The 18,082-nt window shown below is 45.7% G+C and carries 14 protein-coding genes and 1 pseudogene; 7 read left to right on the forward strand and 8 right to left on the reverse strand.

All coding sequences use genetic code 11. From position 1 onward, the window contains the following. Together DWX84_RS22000 and DWX84_RS19385 are read left to right on the forward strand one after the other, a co-directional pair. Positions 1-123 (forward strand): annotated as a pseudogene (locus DWX84_RS22000) (UDP-N-acetylglucosamine 2-epimerase); the annotation flags it as partial. Then, positions 120-1,310: a glycosyltransferase family 4 protein gene (locus DWX84_RS19385; protein ID WP_005867971.1), complete on the forward strand. Its 1,191-nt coding sequence runs from the start codon at positions 120-122 to the stop codon at positions 1,308-1,310. The pseudogene DWX84_RS22000 and the gene DWX84_RS19385, both read left to right, overlap by 4 nt. Positions 1,311-1,505: 195 nt before the next feature. On the opposite strand, the gene ndk is transcribed toward DWX84_RS19385, so the two are convergent. Both ndk and DWX84_RS19395 read right to left on the reverse strand, forming a co-directional pair. After that, positions 1,506-1,967 carry a nucleoside-diphosphate kinase gene (gene ndk, locus DWX84_RS19390; RefSeq protein ID WP_005867972.1) on the reverse strand — a complete coding sequence of 154 codons (462 nt, stop codon included), beginning with the start codon at positions 1,965-1,967 and terminating at the stop codon, positions 1,506-1,508. A 224-nt stretch (positions 1,968-2,191) separates the two neighbouring features. Next, positions 2,192-2,821, reverse strand: a complete 630-nt coding sequence (locus DWX84_RS19395; protein ID WP_005867974.1) for a master DNA invertase Mpi family serine-type recombinase — start codon at positions 2,819-2,821, stop codon at positions 2,192-2,194. Between the two features lie 208 nt (positions 2,822-3,029). Between DWX84_RS19395 and DWX84_RS19400 the strand changes: the two genes are divergently transcribed. After that, positions 3,030-5,879 (forward strand): bifunctional fucokinase/fucose-1-phosphate guanylyltransferase, encoded by a 2,850-nt coding sequence (locus DWX84_RS19400; RefSeq protein ID WP_229103474.1) that lies wholly within the window; start codon positions 3,030-3,032, stop codon positions 5,877-5,879. Between the two features lie 222 nt (positions 5,880-6,101). Next, entirely contained in the window at positions 6,102-8,660 is a 2,559-nt protein-coding gene (locus tag DWX84_RS19405; protein ID WP_048928259.1) for a DUF5686 and carboxypeptidase-like regulatory domain-containing protein, read from the forward strand. Between the two features lie 8 nt (positions 8,661-8,668). Here the strand turns inward: DWX84_RS19405 and dinB are convergent, their stop codons facing one another. The 3 genes from dinB to DWX84_RS19420 all read right to left on the reverse strand — a co-directional run bounded on the left by dinB (position 8,669) and on the right by DWX84_RS19420 (position 11,262). Further along, the gene (dinB, locus tag DWX84_RS19410) at positions 8,669-9,754 is read right to left on the reverse strand and encodes a DNA polymerase IV (RefSeq protein WP_083434142.1); all 1,086 of its coding nucleotides are present in this window, start codon (positions 9,752-9,754) and stop codon (positions 8,669-8,671) included. A 64-nt stretch (positions 9,755-9,818) separates the two neighbouring features. Next, entirely contained in the window at positions 9,819-10,583 is a 765-nt protein-coding gene (locus DWX84_RS19415) for a peptidylprolyl isomerase (RefSeq protein ID WP_005867982.1), read from the reverse strand. 7 nt (positions 10,584-10,590) lie between these two features. Next, positions 10,591-11,262, reverse strand: coding sequence for a peptidylprolyl isomerase (locus DWX84_RS19420; RefSeq protein ID WP_005867983.1), 672 nt, complete (start codon positions 11,260-11,262; stop codon positions 10,591-10,593). Positions 11,263-11,445: 183 nt separating this feature from the next. Between DWX84_RS19420 and DWX84_RS19425 the strand changes: the two genes are divergently transcribed. After that, complete coding sequence (locus tag DWX84_RS19425; RefSeq protein ID WP_048928260.1) at positions 11,446-11,964, forward strand: cupin domain-containing protein; 519 nt, start codon at positions 11,446-11,448, stop codon at positions 11,962-11,964. A gap of 31 nt (positions 11,965-11,995) precedes the next feature. Here DWX84_RS19425 and DWX84_RS19430 read toward each other — a convergent pair whose 3' ends face one another. Beyond that, complete coding sequence (locus DWX84_RS19430) at positions 11,996-12,892, reverse strand: AraC family transcriptional regulator (RefSeq protein WP_005867986.1); 897 nt, start codon at positions 12,890-12,892, stop codon at positions 11,996-11,998. A gap of 160 nt (positions 12,893-13,052) precedes the next feature. On the opposite strand from DWX84_RS19430, the gene DWX84_RS19435 reads away from it, so the two are divergent. After that, on the forward strand, positions 13,053-14,216 hold the full coding sequence (locus tag DWX84_RS19435; RefSeq protein WP_005867987.1) for an aldo/keto reductase: 1,164 nt from the start codon (positions 13,053-13,055) through the stop codon (positions 14,214-14,216). A gap of 17 nt (positions 14,217-14,233) precedes the next feature. Continuing rightward, positions 14,234-15,259 carry an alpha/beta fold hydrolase gene (locus tag DWX84_RS19440; protein ID WP_005867989.1) on the forward strand — a complete coding sequence of 342 codons (1,026 nt, stop codon included), beginning with the start codon at positions 14,234-14,236 and terminating at the stop codon, positions 15,257-15,259. Positions 15,260-15,461: 202 nt separating this feature from the next. Here DWX84_RS19440 and DWX84_RS19445 read toward each other — a convergent pair whose 3' ends face one another. Together DWX84_RS19445 and DWX84_RS19450 are read right to left on the reverse strand one after the other, a co-directional pair. Then, the gene (locus DWX84_RS19445; RefSeq protein ID WP_036613659.1) at positions 15,462-16,364 is read right to left on the reverse strand and encodes a nucleotidyltransferase; all 903 of its coding nucleotides are present in this window, start codon (positions 16,362-16,364) and stop codon (positions 15,462-15,464) included. An 82-nt stretch (positions 16,365-16,446) separates the two neighbouring features. After that, a complete protein-coding gene (locus DWX84_RS19450) occupies positions 16,447-17,982 on the reverse strand; it encodes an alpha-N-arabinofuranosidase (RefSeq protein WP_036629669.1) in 1,536 nt (511 codons plus the stop codon). Positions 17,983-18,082: the final 100 nt, after the last annotated feature.

Raw genomic sequence — 18,082 nt, forward strand, 5'->3', positions numbered from 1 at the left:
AGCGAGGTCTCGGCGTTGCTTGATGATACGGCTTATTACGATGCGATGAGCAAGGCGGTCAATCCCTATGGCGATGGATTGGCTTGTGGAAGGATCGTGGAATTTTTGAACCGGAAGGAATGAGGGTCTTGATCGTTTCTCCCTCTTATCTTCCAGAGATCGGTGCGGCACCCTCACGCATTACGAACATGGCGGAAGGACTGTCCGGCTTAGGGATAAAGGTGGATGTGTTGACTTGCCTACCCAATTATCCCAAGGGACGTATCTTTGATGGATATAGGGGGGCTTTTTCCAAGACAGAGGATGTAAACGGGATAACGGTCTTCAGGTACTGGACGTATGCCTCGATCTCGAGGAGACCGTTGGTCCGTCTTGCCAGTATGTGCGCTTTCGCCACGACCCTTTGGTGTTTCGCTCTCAAGCGTAAGCGTATAAAATCTTATGATAAGGTGATCATCCAGACCCCTCCTGTTTTGGCGGCGGCCTCGGCCATGTTGCTTTTTCGTTGTTGCTACCGGAAAAAGGTGGTACTGAACGTCTCAGACCTTTGGCCATTGTCGGCCGTGGAGCTGGGGGCCATGAAAGAGGGGGGCGTTTATCATGGGGTGATGGGGCGTATCGAGCGTTTCCTTTATCGTAAGGCCACGGCCTGTCAAGGGCAGAGTAAGGAGATCGTGGATTATATAAAACGGTATGAGCCGGGCAAGGCCTCGTTCTTGTATCGGAATTTACAGCATCGTTTTGTTTTACCGAATCACCCCCCTTCTTCTCGGAAGCCTTTCAGGATCGTCTATGCCGGTTTGCTGGGCGTGGCGCAGAATATATTGGAGTTGATAGAGCGTATCGATTTTAAAGGGATGGGAGCGGAGCTTCATTTATTTGGAGGGGGCAATCAAGCCTTGGAGATAGAGGATTATGTGAGGACACATGATAAAGGGGTCTTTTATCATGGCTCTTTGCCCAAGGAACGGATGCGTGAGGAGCTTACACGTTACCATGCCTCCATTATCCCCTTGACGGTTCGTATAAGGGGGGCGGTACCTTCTAAATTATTTGATTTGCTGCCGTTAGGCGTTCCTATCTTGTTTTGTGGAGGCGGCGAGGGCGAGGAGATTGTAAAGGAGAATCAGTTGGGCCTTGTCTCGGCCCCCGGAGATTATGAGCGACTTTCTAAAAATATACGGGCCATGAGCCACTTGCCGGATGAGGAGTATCGACAGCTAAAAGCGAACTGCTTAAGATTATCCCAGACAACTTTCTGTTTTGAAAGGCAACTGGAGGCGTACAAACGTTTTTTATCGGCTTTCTAATTTCAGGATGAAATCTCTTAAACATTTTGCGGGGATGCCCTGTTATAGATATAGTAGTGTGTTTTTCATGGTATTAGATTTTTAGATTAGTAATTAGGTTGTTCATTCAGTTCGGGAGAATAGGATGTTGGTTTCTAAATATGAGAGCCGGAAAGGTGAGAATGATTTCTCTCGTTTCCGGCTATTCTTTTTTATTTAAAACTCGTCATTGGCGTAAAGACTCAATAGGTTTTTCAGCTCATAATCGAATATCTCGTCATCCTTGAAGAAGCGTTTCAATTCGATCTCGGCTGTCTCCGGTGAGTCTGATGCGTGTACGATATTCTCTTGTACGCTCATACTATAATCTCCCCGTATCGTACCGGGAGCGGCGTTTCTACCATTGGTAGCGCCGGCCAAGGTTCTTACTACATGTATGGCATCTACCCCTTCCCAGCAACATACAATTACCGGGCATACACTCATCGCGTCCTTGATCCGTTGGAAGAAAGGCTTTTCTTTTAGGTGGGCGTAATGCTCACTCAAGATCTCGTCAGTCAGCCAAACCATCTTCATGCCGGCCAGACGGAGTCCCTTCTTTTCGAAACGGGTTACGATTTCACCGATCAGCCCTCGCTGAACGGTACAAGGCTTTAAAATAACCAATGTTTTTTCCATAAGATTTATATTAAAAGATTAAACAAATGTTTGATGTCTTGAATACATGTTAACCTTGCGGCGTTTTATGAATGATAGAGGAATAAAGGATGAAATGTTTTTTAGGATATTTCAAGTATATTTCTATCTTATTCCTCCGCAAGTTAATGGGAATAAACAAATAAACGAGCGATAAGTCTGCTAAACTAAACTAATTTAACATACGTTAATTGTTGCTTGAGTTGTTAATCCTTCTGTATTCTTTTCCATTTTCGTGGAATTTCCGGATGAGTCTTGAGAAATTCCCTCAAGGTTTGCCGGTTTACTCCCAGTTTCTTGCTGATATATACTTTAGTCTTATGTTCTTTAATATACTGCAAGATCATCTCTTCCTTACCTTTTAGCTTACAGGTTTCCGGTCGCTCTCCTTTCGGACGGCCCAGTTTGGCACCTTGCACTTTTTTCCGAGCCAACGCTTCTTTCGTTCGTTGCGAAATCAGGTTGCGTTCAATTTCGGCGCTTAGGCTAAATGCGAATGCCAAGATTTTACTGTTAATGTTATTTCCGAGTTCGTAACCTTCCTTTACCGTAAATACAATGATGTCTCTTTCCATACATTGATGAAGGAAGCTCATAACTTGCATAAGATTACGTCCGAGACGTGACAGTTCCGTCGTGATCAGGATGTCGCCTTTACGTATTTGCTTTAATAATTTACCAAGTTGGCGATCGGCGATTACTTTTGTCCCGCTGATCGTCTCATCTACCCACCTGTCGATTCTCATGTTCCTCGATTTTGTGAATTTCTCAATCTCGAATCGCTGGTTTTCAGTAGTTTGTTTGTCTGTACTGACTCTTACATAACCGTATACCATATGTCCTATATTTAATTAAACAACAACCAAGATACTGGAAACGGATTGATTGATAGTGCGTTTTAGTAAAAACAAACTTTTTTATGGGTGTGTTAAAGAAGTTGAGTGGGCTTGAACTCCATACAAATTGTAATAAAAAGGGTTAATGGATATCCGTATAGAAAATTTAAGTTACTTTTGCTTTCGAAAAATAAGATGGAGTCTTAGAATGATCATGGGTATGAAAAAGTTATTGTCTTTACCTCCAAATTTGGTAGATTGTTTCCATGCGGTAGAGCATGTAAGTACAGAGGAATGGTTTTGCACCTCGGATCCGGTAGGCGCCCGCTTAGGGTCCGGGGGAGGAACAACTTGGTTGTTGGAGGCCTCCCGGCAAAAAGAGGCTCCGGATGTACCGACGGAAGAGTGGTTGGGACAGGAGAAGCGTATCTTGTTGCATGCCGGAGGGCAAAGCCGCCGTTTGCCCGGATATGCGCCATCCGGGAAAATATTGACTCCGATCCCTGTGTTTCGCTGGGCAAGAGGGCAGAGGTTATCCCAGAACTTATTGTCCTTGCAATTACCTCTTTATGAACGGATCATGAAAAAGGCACCGGAATCGCTTCATACCTTGATCGCTAGCGGTGACGTATATATCCGTGCTAACCAGCCTTTGCAGGAGATTCCTGAGGTAGATGTGGTTTGTTACGGTTTATGGGTCGAGCCTTCGTTGGCCAAGAATCACGGGGTTTTTGTATCGAGCCGTAAGTCTCCGGACACTCTGGACTTCATGCTACAGAAGCCTTCGTTGGAAACTTTGGGGGAATTGGCGGGTAGTCATTTATTCTTGATGGATATCGGTATCTGGCTGCTAAGCGACAAGGCGGTGCGGTTATTAATGAAACATTCCTATACCGAGGATGGCAAGGCGATGAAGGCGTATGATTTATATGCTGAGTTCGGGTTGGCCTTGGGGAAGAATCCACGTATCACGGACTCGGAGTTGAATCAGCTTTCAGTAGCGATTCTGCCGCTTCCGGGTGGAGAGTTCTATCATTATGGAACTAGCCGTGAGTTGATCTCCTCTACATTGGCGGTACAGAACTTAGTTAGGGATCAACGTGCGATCATGCAGCGTAAGGTGAAACCACATCCCGCCATGTTTGTGCAGAATGCGGTGTTACACCAGAAATTGACCGCTGAGAATTCGGAATTATGGATAGAGAATAGTTATATCGGTGAGAATTGGACGTTACGTGGCCAGCAAATTATAACGGGTGTTCCGGAGAATAATTGGAACTTATCTCTTCCGGAAGGTGTCTGTGTAGATGTTGTCCCGGTAGGGGAAGCTAATTGGGCGGCAAGGCCCTATGGTTTTAATGACTTGTTTAAAGGGGCCTTGTCTGATGTGTCTACCTTGTTTATGGGGAAACCTATCTTGACTTGGGCGATGGAGCGAGGGATCACCTTGAGAGGGAATGAGGATATACAAAACGCACCTTTGTTTCCTGTTTGCCAAACCGTGGATGAGCTGGGAAAAGTGCTGCGCTGGATGATTACGAAGCCGGATAGGGAAGAGGGAAAGCATATTTGGCTTTCCGCCCGAAAATTATCGGCGAATGATTTGTCCGATCAAGCGAATTTACGCCGTTTAGTAGCTCAGCGAGAAGTTTTCCGTAAAAAAGACTGGTTATTATTGGCCGCTAATCATGAGAAAAGTGTATTCTATCAATTGGATCTTTCGGATGCGGCGGAAAGCTTCGCCAAAGACAAGATTGTCTTACCGAAAGCCCTTCCCGAGGATAATCCGTTGATGAAAAGGATACATAATCATATGTTCCGTTCTCAGGTGATGAAGATCTCGGGGGTAGCGTATAAGGAGGAGGAGCAAAAGGCTTTCGCTTTGTTGCGGGAGGGGCTGGTCGGTTCCGTCCTCGGAAGTAAGCAGCAGCCGTGTTTGAATGTCTATCGGGACCAGATCGTATGGGGACGTAGTCCGGTACGTATCGATTTGGCAGGTGGGTGGACAGATACGCCGCCCTATTGCTTATATGCGGGTGGAAACGTGGTGAACGTGGCGATCGAGTTAAACGGGCAACCACCGCTACAAGTCTATATCAAGCCTTCCGATACCCATAAGATTATCCTTCGCTCGATCGATCTGGGAGCGATGGAGGTTATCTCCTCATGGGATGAGCTTCGTGATTATAATAAGGTAGGGTCGCCGTTTTCCATTCCGAAAGCGGCTTTGGCCTTGGCGGGATTTATCCCGGAATTCTCGGCGGAGGCTTATGCTTCTTTGGATGTCCAGTTGGAAGCTTTTGGTAGCGGGCTGGAGATTACCTTGTTGGCGGCGATACCGGCGGGTTCCGGTTTAGGCACTAGCTCGATCCTCGCGGCTACTGTGCTGGGCGCTATCTCTGACTTTTGTGGCTTGGCTTGGGATAAGAATGAGATCGGAAACCGCACCTTGATTTTAGAACAATTACTGACTACCGGCGGGGGATGGCAAGATCAATACGGTGGCGTATTGCACGGTTTGAAACTCTTGCAAACGAACGAGGGTTTTAATCAGAATCCTTTGGTACGTTGGCTGCCGGAATACTTGTTTACTGATCCGGAATACCGGCCTTGTCATCTTCTTTATTATACGGGAATTACTCGTACGGCAAAAGATATTTTATCGGAAATCGTACGAGGTATGTTCTTGAATAGCGAGGCGCATTTAGGTCTTTTGTCCGAGATGAAAGCTCATGCGCTTGATATGTACGAGGCGATCCAATGCGGAGACTTCGTGACTTATGGTAAATTGGTCGGAAAGACTTGGGAGCAAAATAAGGCACTCGATTCCGGAACGAATCCGGTGGCGGTGGAAGCTATTATCTCCAAGATACAGGCTTATGCCTTGGGATATAAACTTCCGGGAGCAGGCGGTGGTGGTTACTTATATATCGTAGCGAAAGACCCGGGTGCGGCCCTGCAAATCCGAAAGATATTGACTCTTTCTCCACCCAATTCGAACGCCCGGTTCGTGGAGATGAGCTTGTCGAATAAGGGGCTTCAGATTAGTCGTTCGTAGGTTCGTGCCACGCCGGTATAGGCGAGGGCACACGCCAGTATAGGTGTTGGCTTACGCTGGTATAGATACAGGCCTATGCCTATATTGTTGAGGGGCGTTGCGTATATACGTGTGTATTTTTGCCTGTTTTGTTGCTAATTGGAATATATTGCATGTGTTTTGGAACATTTATATAAATGATCCTGTTGTACTTTTGCGGAGTTTAATGAGGTGTCAGATCTGATGGGGAAGAGAATTGTTTTTATATGGCTTTTATTGGCGTTCGCTTGGGTAGCGAAGAGCCAGAACTACATGATAAAAGGAATCGTGACTGATTCTATTACGGGAGAACCTTTGCCTTATGTGGCTGTGATTTTGAAGGGAACTACGATAGGTGCTACGACAGATCTGGATGGGGCTTTTACGCTCTCCTCTTCATCTAAGGTACGTACTTTACAGGTCTCTTATCTGGGTTATACGGAGAAAGAATTGAAATTCGTTCCGGGTAAAGCGGAACATTTGAAGATTCAGTTAGCTCCGACAAGTATTAATTTGTCGGAGGTGATTATCAAGCCGGGAAAGGAAAGATATCGGAAGAAGGATAATCCTGCGGTTACCTTTATCAAAAACGCTATCGCACGTCGGGAGAGCAACGATCCTCATAATCATGATTATTTTCGGTATGATCAATACGAGAAGATGGTCTTCGCTATGAACGATTACCAACCGAAACCGAAAAAGGATGGAAAGGCGGGAAAGTTTGACTTCTTGACTGAGTTTATCGATACGTTGGAGGTGGGAAAGACGATCTTGCCGGTATCCGAACGTGAGAAAATCCAGACCGTTTATTACCGTAAAGACCCGAAGACGGAAAAGAGGGTCGTTCTGGCTACGAAAGCGGCTGGTGTGGATGAGGTCTTCTCACGAGACGGTATGCAACAGTTCTTGAATGAGGTATTCCGGGAAGTGAATATCTTCCAGAATGATATTCCATTGTTCTTGAACCGTTTTGTTAGCCCGATGTCTACGATGGGGCCTAACTTCTATAAATATTATTTGCTAGACACGGTGGAGGTCGCCGGACAGAAATGTGTGGATTTGGGTTTCGCTCCGTTTACTCCGGAGACGTTCGGTTTTACGGGACATCTTTTTATCACGTTGGATTCTACTTATTTCGTGCAGAAGGTTAAGTTGAATGTCCCGAAGAAGATCAACTTGAATTTTGTCGGTGGAATGACGATCGAGCAGACTTTCGACCGTGCCCCGGATGGGACTCGTATCATTACGAAAGATGATATCAACGTGGACTTCAAATTGACGGAGAAATCGAAAGGAATGTATGCCCGCCGTTTGAATATCTATTCGAATCAAGCGTTTGAGGGACCCGATGATCCTAAAGTATTCGAGGAGAGCGCACCTATTATTATACCGATGGAAGCTTATCGCCGTTCGGCGGATTTCTGGGAGGAGAATCGTCCTACTGAGGCGGGAACTCGTAAGCAGAATAACGTGGAGTTGCTAATGGCGAAACTTCGTTCCGTTCCTATTTTCTATGTGACGGAGAAGGTTGTTTCGATCCTTACCTCCGGTTATATCGCGACGAATAAGATTCCGGAGAAGAGCAAGTTCGAGTTTGGTCCGATGAACACCTATATCAGTGGTAACGCGATTGAGGGGGCCCGCTTCCGTGTCGGTGGAACCACGACAACGGCGTTCAGTAAACGTCTTTTCTTGGATGGTTATTTGGCTTATGGATCGAAAGACCGCAAGTTGAAATATGATGGTATCGTAGAATATTCTTTTATCGATAAGAAGGATTATCGGAAAGAATTTCCCGTGCATTCTATTCGCTTCGAGTACCTATATGATATCAACCAGTTAGGTCAGCAGTATATGTATACCAACAAGGATAATATGTTCTTGGCCTTGAAGCGGCAGAAAGATACGCGTGCCACCTATTTAAGGAATATGGAACTGACCTATTACCGTGAGCATTATAACGGCTGGGCTTATGGGGCGGTACTTCGGAATTTTAAGGAATACTCAACCGGTTACGCTGCGTTCGACCGTATCGGTCCGGATGGCCAGATCACGGCTACCGATTCCTACCGGATGTCGGAAGTGGAGTTTAAGTTCCGTTTCGCCCCGAATGAGAAATTCTACCAGACTCGTAATTACCGTTATCCGATTACGCTTGACGCACCGGTATTCACCTTGAACCATACGATGGCTTTCCAAGATGTATTAGGTAGTTCGTATGATTATCAGAAGACGGAGCTCGGTATTCAGAAACGTTTCTGGTTCTCTGCTTTCGGTTATGTGGATATTCTCGCTAAGGCAGGTAAAGTTTGGACAAAGGCCCCTTATCCTTTGTTGATCTTGCCGAACGCAAACTTGTCGTATTTGGTGCAACCGGAATCTTATACGAATATGAACGCGATGGAGTTCATCAATGATGAGTACGCTTCGTGGGATATTACTTATTTCATGAACGGAGCCTTATTGAACCGTATTCCGCTTATCAAGAAGTTAAAATGGAGAGAGGTCTTTTCTTTCCGGGGTATGTTCGGTCACTTGACGGATAAGAATAATCCGTATATCGGTGAGCAAAATGAGGGCTTGTTCTTATTCCCGCAGGGCTCTTACCTGATGGACCCGTCTACTCCTTATATGGAGGCGGGTGTCGGTATCGAGAATATCTTTAAGTTCTTGCGTTTGGATTATGTATGGCGTTTGACCTATAAGGATCATCCAGGCATCCAGACAAAGGGTATACGTTTTATGATGAAGCTATCCTTCTAGGGCAAGTGTTATTTCCAGTCGCTGAACTCAAAACTTAATTGTTCCCAACGGTCTTTCGTATGAGGCTCCTCTTTTACGGGATTGGATACGGATAGGCCGATCAGTCGGATGGGATGCTCGGTATATTCCACTTCTTTCAGTAATTCCTTGGCCAAGGGAAGGATCTTATCTAAGGTTGTTAACTCTTCCGGACGGCTGAGGCTTCTCGTGATTTGGTTGAAATCGTGGAACTTGACCTTTAAGGTCAGTGTGTTTCCCTTGAATCCGGAACGTTCCAGCCTGCCGATAAGTTCGGTCGCTGCGTGATAAAGCTCGATGATAACAGAGGATTTGCGGGAGATATCTTTTTCTAGCGTATGCTCGCAACCTACCGACTTCCGGATTCGTACCGCTTCTACGGGACGGTTGTCTATACCTCTGGCAAACTCATAATAAAGTATTCCCGCCTTTCCGAACTGGCGGGTAAGCATCTCCCCCGAACATTCCCGTAATTGCAGCCCGTTGTGGATACCGAGTGTATGCATTCTTCGGGCTGTTACGGGGCCTACTCCCCAAAAGGACTCAATGGGAAGACGTGCTATGAAATCGAGGGCTTGGCTTGGATGGATGGTGCATAATCCATTGGGCTTCCGATAATCCGAGGCTATTTTCGCTAGAAATTTGTTGTAGGAGACTCCCGCTGACGCTATCAGGTTCAAATTATCCCAGATCCGTTTCTTGATCTCCTTGGCGATATCTACAGCGAGAGAGATGCCTCGTTTATTATCAGTGACATCCAAAAAGGCTTCATCCAAGGAAAGCGGTTCTATGATATCCGTATAATCATGGAAGATCTCGTGGATCTGGCGTGAGACGGATTTATATACGTCCATCCTTCCATGTACGAATATCAGGTCCGGGCATAAACGTTTGGCTTTTTGAGACGCCATGGCGGAACGTACCCCATATTTCCGGGCTTCGTAGCTAGCGGCAGCTACTACGCCTCGCTGCTCCGCATGCCCGACCGCTAGGGGTTTTCCTCGCAACTCCGGATTGTCTCGTTGTTCCACCGAGGCATAAAAGGCATCCATATCGATATGTATGATCTTTCTCAAGATAGCTCTTTTATTACTGGTATTTACGATAACCCTTCGTCTGTTTATGAAGCCGATAACCGCATTATAAGATCTCTACGGAGTTAATGACGATATTCTCGGTCGGACGATCTTGCTTGTTGGTCTTGGAGGACTGTATGGCGTCTACGACATCCATGCCTTCTACCACTTCGCCGTAAACCGTGTATTGATTGTCGAGGAACGGTACGCCACCTTCGTTCTTGTAAGCCTCACGGAGTTCCGGGTTTAACTTTACCTCGTCTTTCCGCTTCTCGGCCTCCAGCTCGGTCTTGCCAATCAAGGTATCACGAAGGATCGCCAGTTCTTCCTTGTTACCACTGCGATAGAATTCCATGATCTTAGGCTTGTTCTCGTTTTGCAGGCGGGCGAATATCTCTTGTTTCAGACGGCCTTCCAATTGCTTTTCCATCTGGTTCAACTCTTGTTCCGAATACTTTTTCCCCGTTACGATATAGAATTGGGAGGCGGAAGAGGCCTTTTCCGGGTTCACCTCGTCTCCGGTACGTGCGGCGCAAAGGGCTCCTTTCTTGTGGAAATATTTCGGGTAACGGAATTCGGCGGGAACGGTATAGCCCAGATCGCCCGCTCCCAGTTGCTTGTTCATCGGGGCATCCTTGGAAGTCACGTCACCTCCTTGTATCATGAAATCCTTGATCACACGGTGGAACAGTAAGCCGTTATATTGCCCTTCTTTTACCAACTTGATAAAGTTATCACGATGTAATGGCGTGTCGTTATATAATTTCAGCTTTATATCTCCTTTGTTGGTGTGCATAAGCACCCTTGTCTCAGTTGCTTGATTTTCCATTTTATACTTATTTTTCTATGAGTTTCATTGACTTGATCTTTATGTTCTTCGTGGGTCTGTCATCGGCGTTCGTCTCGACGAACTGTATCTTATCCACGACTTTCATACCCTGTATAACCTCTCCGAACACCGTATAGTTCCCGTCCAGATGAGGCGTTCCGCCTTCCAGCATATAGGCTTCTTTTTGCTCCGGAGTAAACTCGATGCCTTTCTCCTTGGTCATCTTATCTAACTCCATCTCCGTAAAGAACTTTCCGGTCACGATATAGAATTGAGTCGCAGATGAGGCCTTCTCAGGATTTTCCTCATCCGGGGTACGTGCGGCACAGAGCATTCCCCGCTTATGGAAATATTTCGGATACACGAACTCGGCGGGGATGGTATAATCTAAATCTCCGTCGCCCAGATGCGCATCCAAAGGAGCGTCTTTCGAGTTGATATCGCCTCCTTGTATCATGAATTGCTTGATAACCCGATGGAACAATAATCCATCGTAACGGTGTTCTTTTACGTTCTTGATAAAATTATCCCTGTGCAACGGCGTGTCGTTGAACAGTTTCACCTTGATCTTACCCATATCCGTATCAATCAGCACCAATGTCTCAGTCTCTTGCGCATGCAGCGGGCATAGCGAAAGCATAAATACCGAAACAAACAACATCGTAAGAATCCGTCTCATATTTATTTCTATTAGTTTTAGATGGACAAAAATAAGAATAAATATCGATATCTATGATCAAAGGAATAGGTCTAAACATGATTTCTTTGGTAGGAAACCGTAATAGCGTTACAAACATCTGTAATATATATACAGAGGCTATGGTATCTATAAGTAACTTTGTCATATAAATGAAAAAGTAAAATGATGGAGACAAATTTAAGTAATGGTATGAATGATAGATCCTATAGCCGGTTCTTTGGTTTCGTGATCGTGATGTCTGCTGTGTTATTTTCTTTTAGTTCTTGTTTGGAGGGGAAAAAGGAGGAAGGCGTAAAGACGGCTGAGGCATTGATTTTCCCTGCCGACGCAAAGGCTTCGTCGGAGTATAATACGGGGGATGTCTATGTCTCCTTGTTGAAGGAGTCAGGTAATACGATGATCGCGCATTTTATATTCAAACCTAACAGCCGTAATTTCTGGCATTACCATCCGGATGCCGAACAAACCTTGTTAGTACTTGATGGAGAAGGATATTATCAAGAGGAAGGAGGAGAGAAACGTGTGATCCGGAAAGGCGATGTGATCGTGACACCTCCTAATGTACGCCATTGGAATGGGGCGACACCGGGTAGCTCTATCGTATGTATGACCGTTACGGAACATGCGATCGAGAATCATGCCGTACAACTTCGGGCTGTGACGGATAAGGAGTATAATTGACAGGTTTGGATGACAGGCTGGTGGAAACCTATTAATTGGCCGCTCTATATTCATTAGGCGTACAGCCTGCCATTTTTTTAAACCATCGACTGAAGTGCTGCGGATAAGGAAATCCTAACTCGCAGGAGATCTCGCTGATTGTCTTTTTAGTATTGTACACTCGTTCCTTGGCAATCTCCAGTGTTTTTTGCTGGATGTGTTTCAATGCCGATAAGCCAGTTTCCTTTTTCAGCAAATCGCTCAAATAGTTAGGGGACAAACAGAGTTTCTCCGCGCAATAGGGTACGGACGGTATCCCATATAGGGCTGGTTTTCCTGAATTGAAGTATTCGTTTAATAATGCCTCGAATCGGGCAAATGTGTCTTGGTTCGTATTCTCACGTGTGATGAACTGGCGGTCATAGAAACGTGTGCAATAATCCAAGAATAGCTTTATATTATCTGTTATCAATGATTTGCTGTGCTTATCAATAGGGTATTGCAGTTCTTCCTTTATCCTTTCCATGCATTCGATCACCGTTTTGCGCTCTTGTCCCGAAAGGTGAAGGGCCTCATTCGCATAGTAAGAGAAGTAGGAGTAGTCCCTCATGATATGGGCCAATGGCGTTCCTCGTAAAAGCTCGGGGTGGAATACCAATACCCATCCTTCCGGTTGGTGTAATAATCCATCGTCTTCCGAACCCAATACTTGGCCCGGGGCAAGAAAGAGCATCGCTCCCTTTTGATAGTCGTATATACTTCGTCCATATTTCAGTTGCCCGCAGTCCGTGTCTTTCAGCAATATAGCATAAAGGTTATATAGCTTTCTGCAAAAGCGCAGGGGCTTTGCTTCACGTCCGTCGATAACGCTGACTAATGGATGTCTGGTTTCTATGCCGAAATAATCGTTGTATTGTTGTACTGTGTTGATATTCATTATCTCATTCATGGCTTAATCTCTTTAGTTTTCGCAAATGTACTTCTTTTCCTATGTTTTTGTCTTCCGAGCGATGAAATTGGTATATCTATCCGTATTTTTGGTACATGTCCGGATGTCGGAACATGGTATTTTTGCGACAAATAGATTATTTATTAAAAGATCATAAGTTATGAGAAAGTACAATGGAATAAATCGTCGGGGATTTTTAAGGTCGGCGATGCTGTCGGGAGCCGCGATGTGTGTTTCTTCTATATCCAATGAAATGGTAGCTAATGAGAGCCGGGATAAGCAAGAGCCCTTGGCTTTAGGTAGTAAGGTCGCGGCTGGAATTAGCGCAAAACGAACCTTGGGAAGCGGTACGGCTTCCATGGTCGTATCGGCTATTGGCTTCGGTTGTATGGGATTGAATTATCATCGCAGCCAGCATCCCGGCAAGAAGCAAGTAATCGCTTTGGTACATGAGGCCATCGATCGTGGCGTTACTTTGTTCGACACGGCAGAGAGCTATGGTTATCAAACGAATGAACGATTAGTTGGCGAAGCGTTGAAAGGTTATTCGGACCGGGTATTTGTAACTACTAAATTTGGGCATAAGTTTGTGGATGGCGTACAAATCAAGACAGAGGAAGATAGTTCTCCCAACAATATACGTAAGGTATGTGAGAATTCGCTTCGCAACCTTGGAGTAGAAACTCTCGGTATGTTTTACCAGCATCGTGCGGACCCGAACACTCCGATTGAGGTCGTCGCTGAGACTGTGAACGAATTGATCAGAGAAGGCAAGGTATTACATTTCGGGCTTTGTGAGGTGAATGCCGATACCATCCGCCGTGCCCATAGGATCTGCCCTGTTACGGCTATACAGAGTGAATACCATTTGATGCATCGTGCCGTGGAGGATAGCATATTGCCGTTGTGTGAGGAACTGGGTATTGGCTTTGTTCCTTATAGTCCGATAAATCGAGGCTTTTTGGGAGGCTTGATTAACGAGTATACTCGGTTTGATCCGGAAAACGACAATCGTCAAGATTTACCTCGTTTCCAACCGGAAGCTATCCGTGCCAATATGCGGATCGTGGAAGTGCTGAATGCTTTTGGGAGGACACGGGGGATCACGCCCGCGCAAGTTGCCTTGGCATGGTTAATGAATAAGAAACCTTGGATTGTAGCTATACCGGGGACTACGAAGCTGTCTCATCTGGAGGAGAATTTACGTGCTGCGGATATCATTTTCACCGCCGGTGAGATGAGGGAATTGGAGGATGCGGTTTCCGCTATCCCTGTAGTGGGAAGCCGTTATAACGCGTTACAAGAATCAAAAGTACAGAAATAGATTTAGCTATCGGAAATATGAGACCTGTTTTTATACTTAGTATCATTCTTTTGCTTGTTGGATGTAAACAGCGAGATGAGCGTGTCCTGATGGTGGATGAGCAAGGCAGCTTCGCTATTGGAGGTACGGTCTTGGTTGACTCATTAGGGCATACTTATCATGGCGACCATGCGTACGTATTTTATCAAAAGCCGGTCGGAGCGAGGAAATACCCATTGGTATTCGCCCATGGTGTAGGGCAGTTTTCTAAGACATGGGAAACCACACCCGACGGGCGTGAGGGCTTCCAGAATATTTTCTTACGTTGCGGGTTTAGTGTCTATCTTGTCGATCAGCCTCGTAGAGGGAACGCCGGTAGAGGTACGGAGAGCGTGACAATTTCCCCGGCGTTTGACGAGGAGGTTTGGTTTAACCGTTTTCGTGTAGGTATCTGGCCGGATTATTTTGAAGGAGTACAGTTTAAGCGGGATAAGGAAACCTTGGACCAATATTTTCGTCAAATGACGCCGACTATTGGCACGACGGATTTTGAGGTCTATTCGGATGCCTACGCCGCTTTGTTCGACAAGATAGGCCCGGGCGTATTTATTACCCATTCGCAAGGCGGGCCCGTTGGATGGAATACATTGCTTAAGACGAGAAACATTAAAGCTATCGCGTCATACGAACCGGGTGGAGCGGTTCCTTTTCCGGAAGGGCAATTGCCGGAGGAGGCTAAGTTTATTACGCTTTCCAAGAAAATGGAAGGCATTGAAGTACCTATGTCCGTATTCATGGAATATACCAAGGTCCCTATCGTCATTTATTATGGAGATAATTTACCCGAGACTGATGAGCGTCCGGAGTTATATGAATGGACACGCCGTTTGTACTTGATGAAGATATGGGCAAAAATGCTGAATGATCTGGGTGGGGATGTCACCGTTATTCATTTACCGGAGGTAGGATTACATGGCAATACCCATTTCCCTATGTCGGATTTAAATAATATAGAGGTCGCGGATTTGCTTTCTGAATGGTTACATACAAAAGCTTTGGACTAGGTCTTTTGGGTAATGGAAATATATATAGTATCGTTTTCATTAGGAGGTATTGATCTTTTCACAGGAGTGAAAAGATCGTATCACCCCCGTGAAAAGATCGTTTCACAGAGGTGAAAAGATCGCTTCACAAGGGTGATACGATAAAAGTCTTAGGCCACGGCTGTTACTTCCTGCTGAGGAATCAGCCATAAGAACCTTATAATCAGAATAATTTGCTTGGATACTCGCCTGCGTCTACCAAGGCTTGGATCTTATCCACAACGCCTTGACGATCCGCTGCGTAAGTTACGCCGAACCATTTGGAGGTTGTATCCAATACTTTCACACGGGCTGTTCCTTCCGTGATCAATTTATTTACCATCAACGGGATGAAATATTCACTCTTTAAATTACCCATGTTCGCTTTCAAGAACTCTTTGAAGAATTCCTCGGAATACTCGAAATAATCGGGAGTGAAGCCCCACATATTCATGGATACCGGCGTATTTTCTTCCAATACGACCTTCTTTCCGTTCTCGTCTACAAACTGGATATCTCCGTCGATACGTTCGATAGCGGTACGCTCCACGACGCCTGTCAGATAACCTTCCTCGTTCGTGGCGCAAACACCACGTGCCACGGAACCGCTCTCGCTCAACGTATTACCTACACGGTAGCCTACCATGCAATAATCATTCTTCTTGCCATTCATCTCAGACAATTGCTTGCCTAATACGGCGAAGCTGTCACGTCCGTAGAAATCATCGGCGTTGATTACGGCGAAAGGCTCATTGATAACCTTCTTGCCCATCAATACGGCATGGTTGGTTCCCCACGGTTTCTCACGTCCCTCCGGGCAAGTGAAGCCCTCCGGAAGATCGTTCAAGTCTTGGAATACGACTTCAACCGGGATATGGTTCTCATATTTGGAGATGATTTTCTCACGGAAGTCTTTCTCGAAAGATTTGCGGATAACGAATACAAGTTTACCGAACCCGCCACGAATAGCATCGAAAATAGAATAGTCCATGATGGTCTCGCCATTGGGACCTAGGCCGTCCAATTGTTTTAATCCTCCATAACGACTACCCATTCCGGCTGCCAATACAAATAATGTAGGTTTCATAATGCGTTTCTTTAATGTGTTTTTTAATTCTTCGGGCAAAGTTAATAATTATAGAAACATTGCCATGTTATTGTCCGTCTTTTTATAAAACTTCTAATACGACGATCGACATGGGAGGAAGGCTGACGCTTAACTTTCCCTTTTCCACCTTGGCTCCCTTGAAAACTTCCGGCTTGACCTTCTCCGGCGAATCGAATGTGTTATAGTCGTTTATGGAGGACGCTGTCAGGATACGCCCGTTCACGCTCTTTATCGTTACGTTTTGCAGGTCGATATGGATGTTCTCGCTTTGCCGGGGATCTACGTTTGCCAACGAGATATGGATTTTACCCTGCGAGTCCCGGGATGCGGAGGCGCTTACGACCGGCACTTCCCGGTTGTCTCTTACTTTCTCCTTGTCGCAGATTAGATCCATCGGCAAAAAGGTAGCGTCTTGATGAACCTTGTACATCTCGAACACATGGTAAGTGGGCGTAAGCACCATGTCCTTGCCTTTCGTGAGGATCATGGATTGCAATACATTGACAATCTGTGCGATATTGGCCATTTTTACCCGATCCGTATATTTGTGGAAGACATGTAGGGTAAGAGCGGCCACGAAAGCGTCGCGCATCGTGTTTTGCTGGAACAGATGGCCGGGGATCGTACCGGGTTCCACATCCCACCAAGTGCCCCATTCGTCTACCATGAGGGCTATATTTTTCTTCGGGTCGTATTTATCCATGATAGCGATATGCTTTTTAACGACATCCTCTATCTCAAGGCATTTTCCTAAGGTCCAGTAATAATCCTCCGTGTTGAAATCGGTAGCGGAGCCTTTATTGTTCCAATCTCCTACTGTATAATAATGTAAAGAGATACCATCCATGCGTCCGCCGATTTGTTTCATCAGCGTCTCGGTCCAGTTGTAATCATAATCGCTGGCACCGCTGGCGATCTTGAACAAGACATTGCTATCATAGTTACGGCAATACGTAGAGTAACGACGGTAAAGGTCGGAATAATATTCCGGTCGCATACTGCCCCCGCATCCCCAACTCTCGTTCCCAACGCCGAAAAACTTGACTTTCCATGCCTTATCCCGGCCATTTTTCCGGCGTAGGTTGGCCATTGGGCTGTCTCCTTCCGAGGTCATGTATTCCACCCATTTAGCCATTTCCTCAACCGTACCGCTTCCCACGTTTCCGCTGATGTAAGGCTCACAACCTAATAACTCACATAGATTCAAGAACTCATGGGTTCCGAAACTATTATCCTCAATCGTCCCTCCCCAGTTATTATTCACCATTTTCGGGCGATTTTCCTTGGGGCCGATTCCATCCATCCAATGATATTCGTCGGCGAAGCAACCGCCCGGCCAACGTAAGTTCGGGATCTGTAGTTTCTTCAACGCGTTTAAGACATCCGTACGGTATCCTTGGGTATTAGGGATGTCGGACTCCGGCCCCACCCATAAGCCACCGTAGATACAACTCCCTAGATGTTCGGCGAATTGCCCGTAAATATGTTTACTGATCTGTTGGTTACCTTGCTCCGGATAAATACGGATATTCGCGTCTCGCTGAGCGAATAAGGGAAGGGCGATAAATGCCCAAACGCTGATTATTAGTTTCTTCATGATATAAATGATTTGTTGGCAAAGATACACTTATTCTTGAATACATGAATCCTTTTATCGTTCGAAAAACACGTACGTGTTTTCGGAAAAAGTCGTACAT

The sequence above is a fragment of the Parabacteroides sp. AF21-43 genome (genome assembly GCF_003635435.1).
GTDB classification, from domain to species: Bacteria; Bacteroidota; Bacteroidia; order Bacteroidales; family Tannerellaceae; genus Parabacteroides; species Parabacteroides distasonis.

Excerpts from the sequence above, each read along its gene's own strand:
- DWX84_RS19385 (WP_005867971.1), top strand. The coding sequence starts at position 120 with ATGAGGGTCTTGATCGTTTCTCCCTCTTATCTTCCAGAGATCGGTGCG.
- ndk (WP_005867972.1), bottom strand. The coding sequence starts at position 1,967 with ATGGAAAAAACATTGGTTATTTTAAAGCCTTGTACCGTTCAGCGAGGG.
- DWX84_RS19395 (WP_005867974.1), bottom strand. The coding sequence starts at position 2,821 with ATGGTATACGGTTATGTAAGAGTCAGTACAGACAAACAAACTACTGAA.
- DWX84_RS19400 (WP_229103474.1), top strand. The coding sequence starts at position 3,030 with ATGATCATGGGTATGAAAAAGTTATTGTCTTTACCTCCAAATTTGGTA.
- DWX84_RS19405 (WP_048928259.1), top strand. The coding sequence starts at position 6,102 with ATGGGGAAGAGAATTGTTTTTATATGGCTTTTATTGGCGTTCGCTTGG.
- DWX84_RS19415 (WP_005867982.1), bottom strand. The coding sequence starts at position 10,583 with ATGGAAAATCAAGCAACTGAGACAAGGGTGCTTATGCACACCAACAAA.
- DWX84_RS19420 (WP_005867983.1), bottom strand. The coding sequence starts at position 11,262 with ATGAGACGGATTCTTACGATGTTGTTTGTTTCGGTATTTATGCTTTCG.
- DWX84_RS19425 (WP_048928260.1), top strand. The coding sequence starts at position 11,446 with ATGATGGAGACAAATTTAAGTAATGGTATGAATGATAGATCCTATAGC.
- DWX84_RS19430 (WP_005867986.1), bottom strand. The coding sequence starts at position 12,892 with ATGAATGAGATAATGAATATCAACACAGTACAACAATACAACGATTAT.
- DWX84_RS19435 (WP_005867987.1), top strand. The coding sequence starts at position 13,053 with ATGAGAAAGTACAATGGAATAAATCGTCGGGGATTTTTAAGGTCGGCG.
- DWX84_RS19440 (WP_005867989.1), top strand. The coding sequence starts at position 14,234 with ATGAGACCTGTTTTTATACTTAGTATCATTCTTTTGCTTGTTGGATGT.
- DWX84_RS19445 (WP_036613659.1), bottom strand. The coding sequence starts at position 16,364 with ATGAAACCTACATTATTTGTATTGGCAGCCGGAATGGGTAGTCGTTAT.
- DWX84_RS19450 (WP_036629669.1), bottom strand. The coding sequence starts at position 17,982 with ATGAAGAAACTAATAATCAGCGTTTGGGCATTTATCGCCCTTCCCTTA.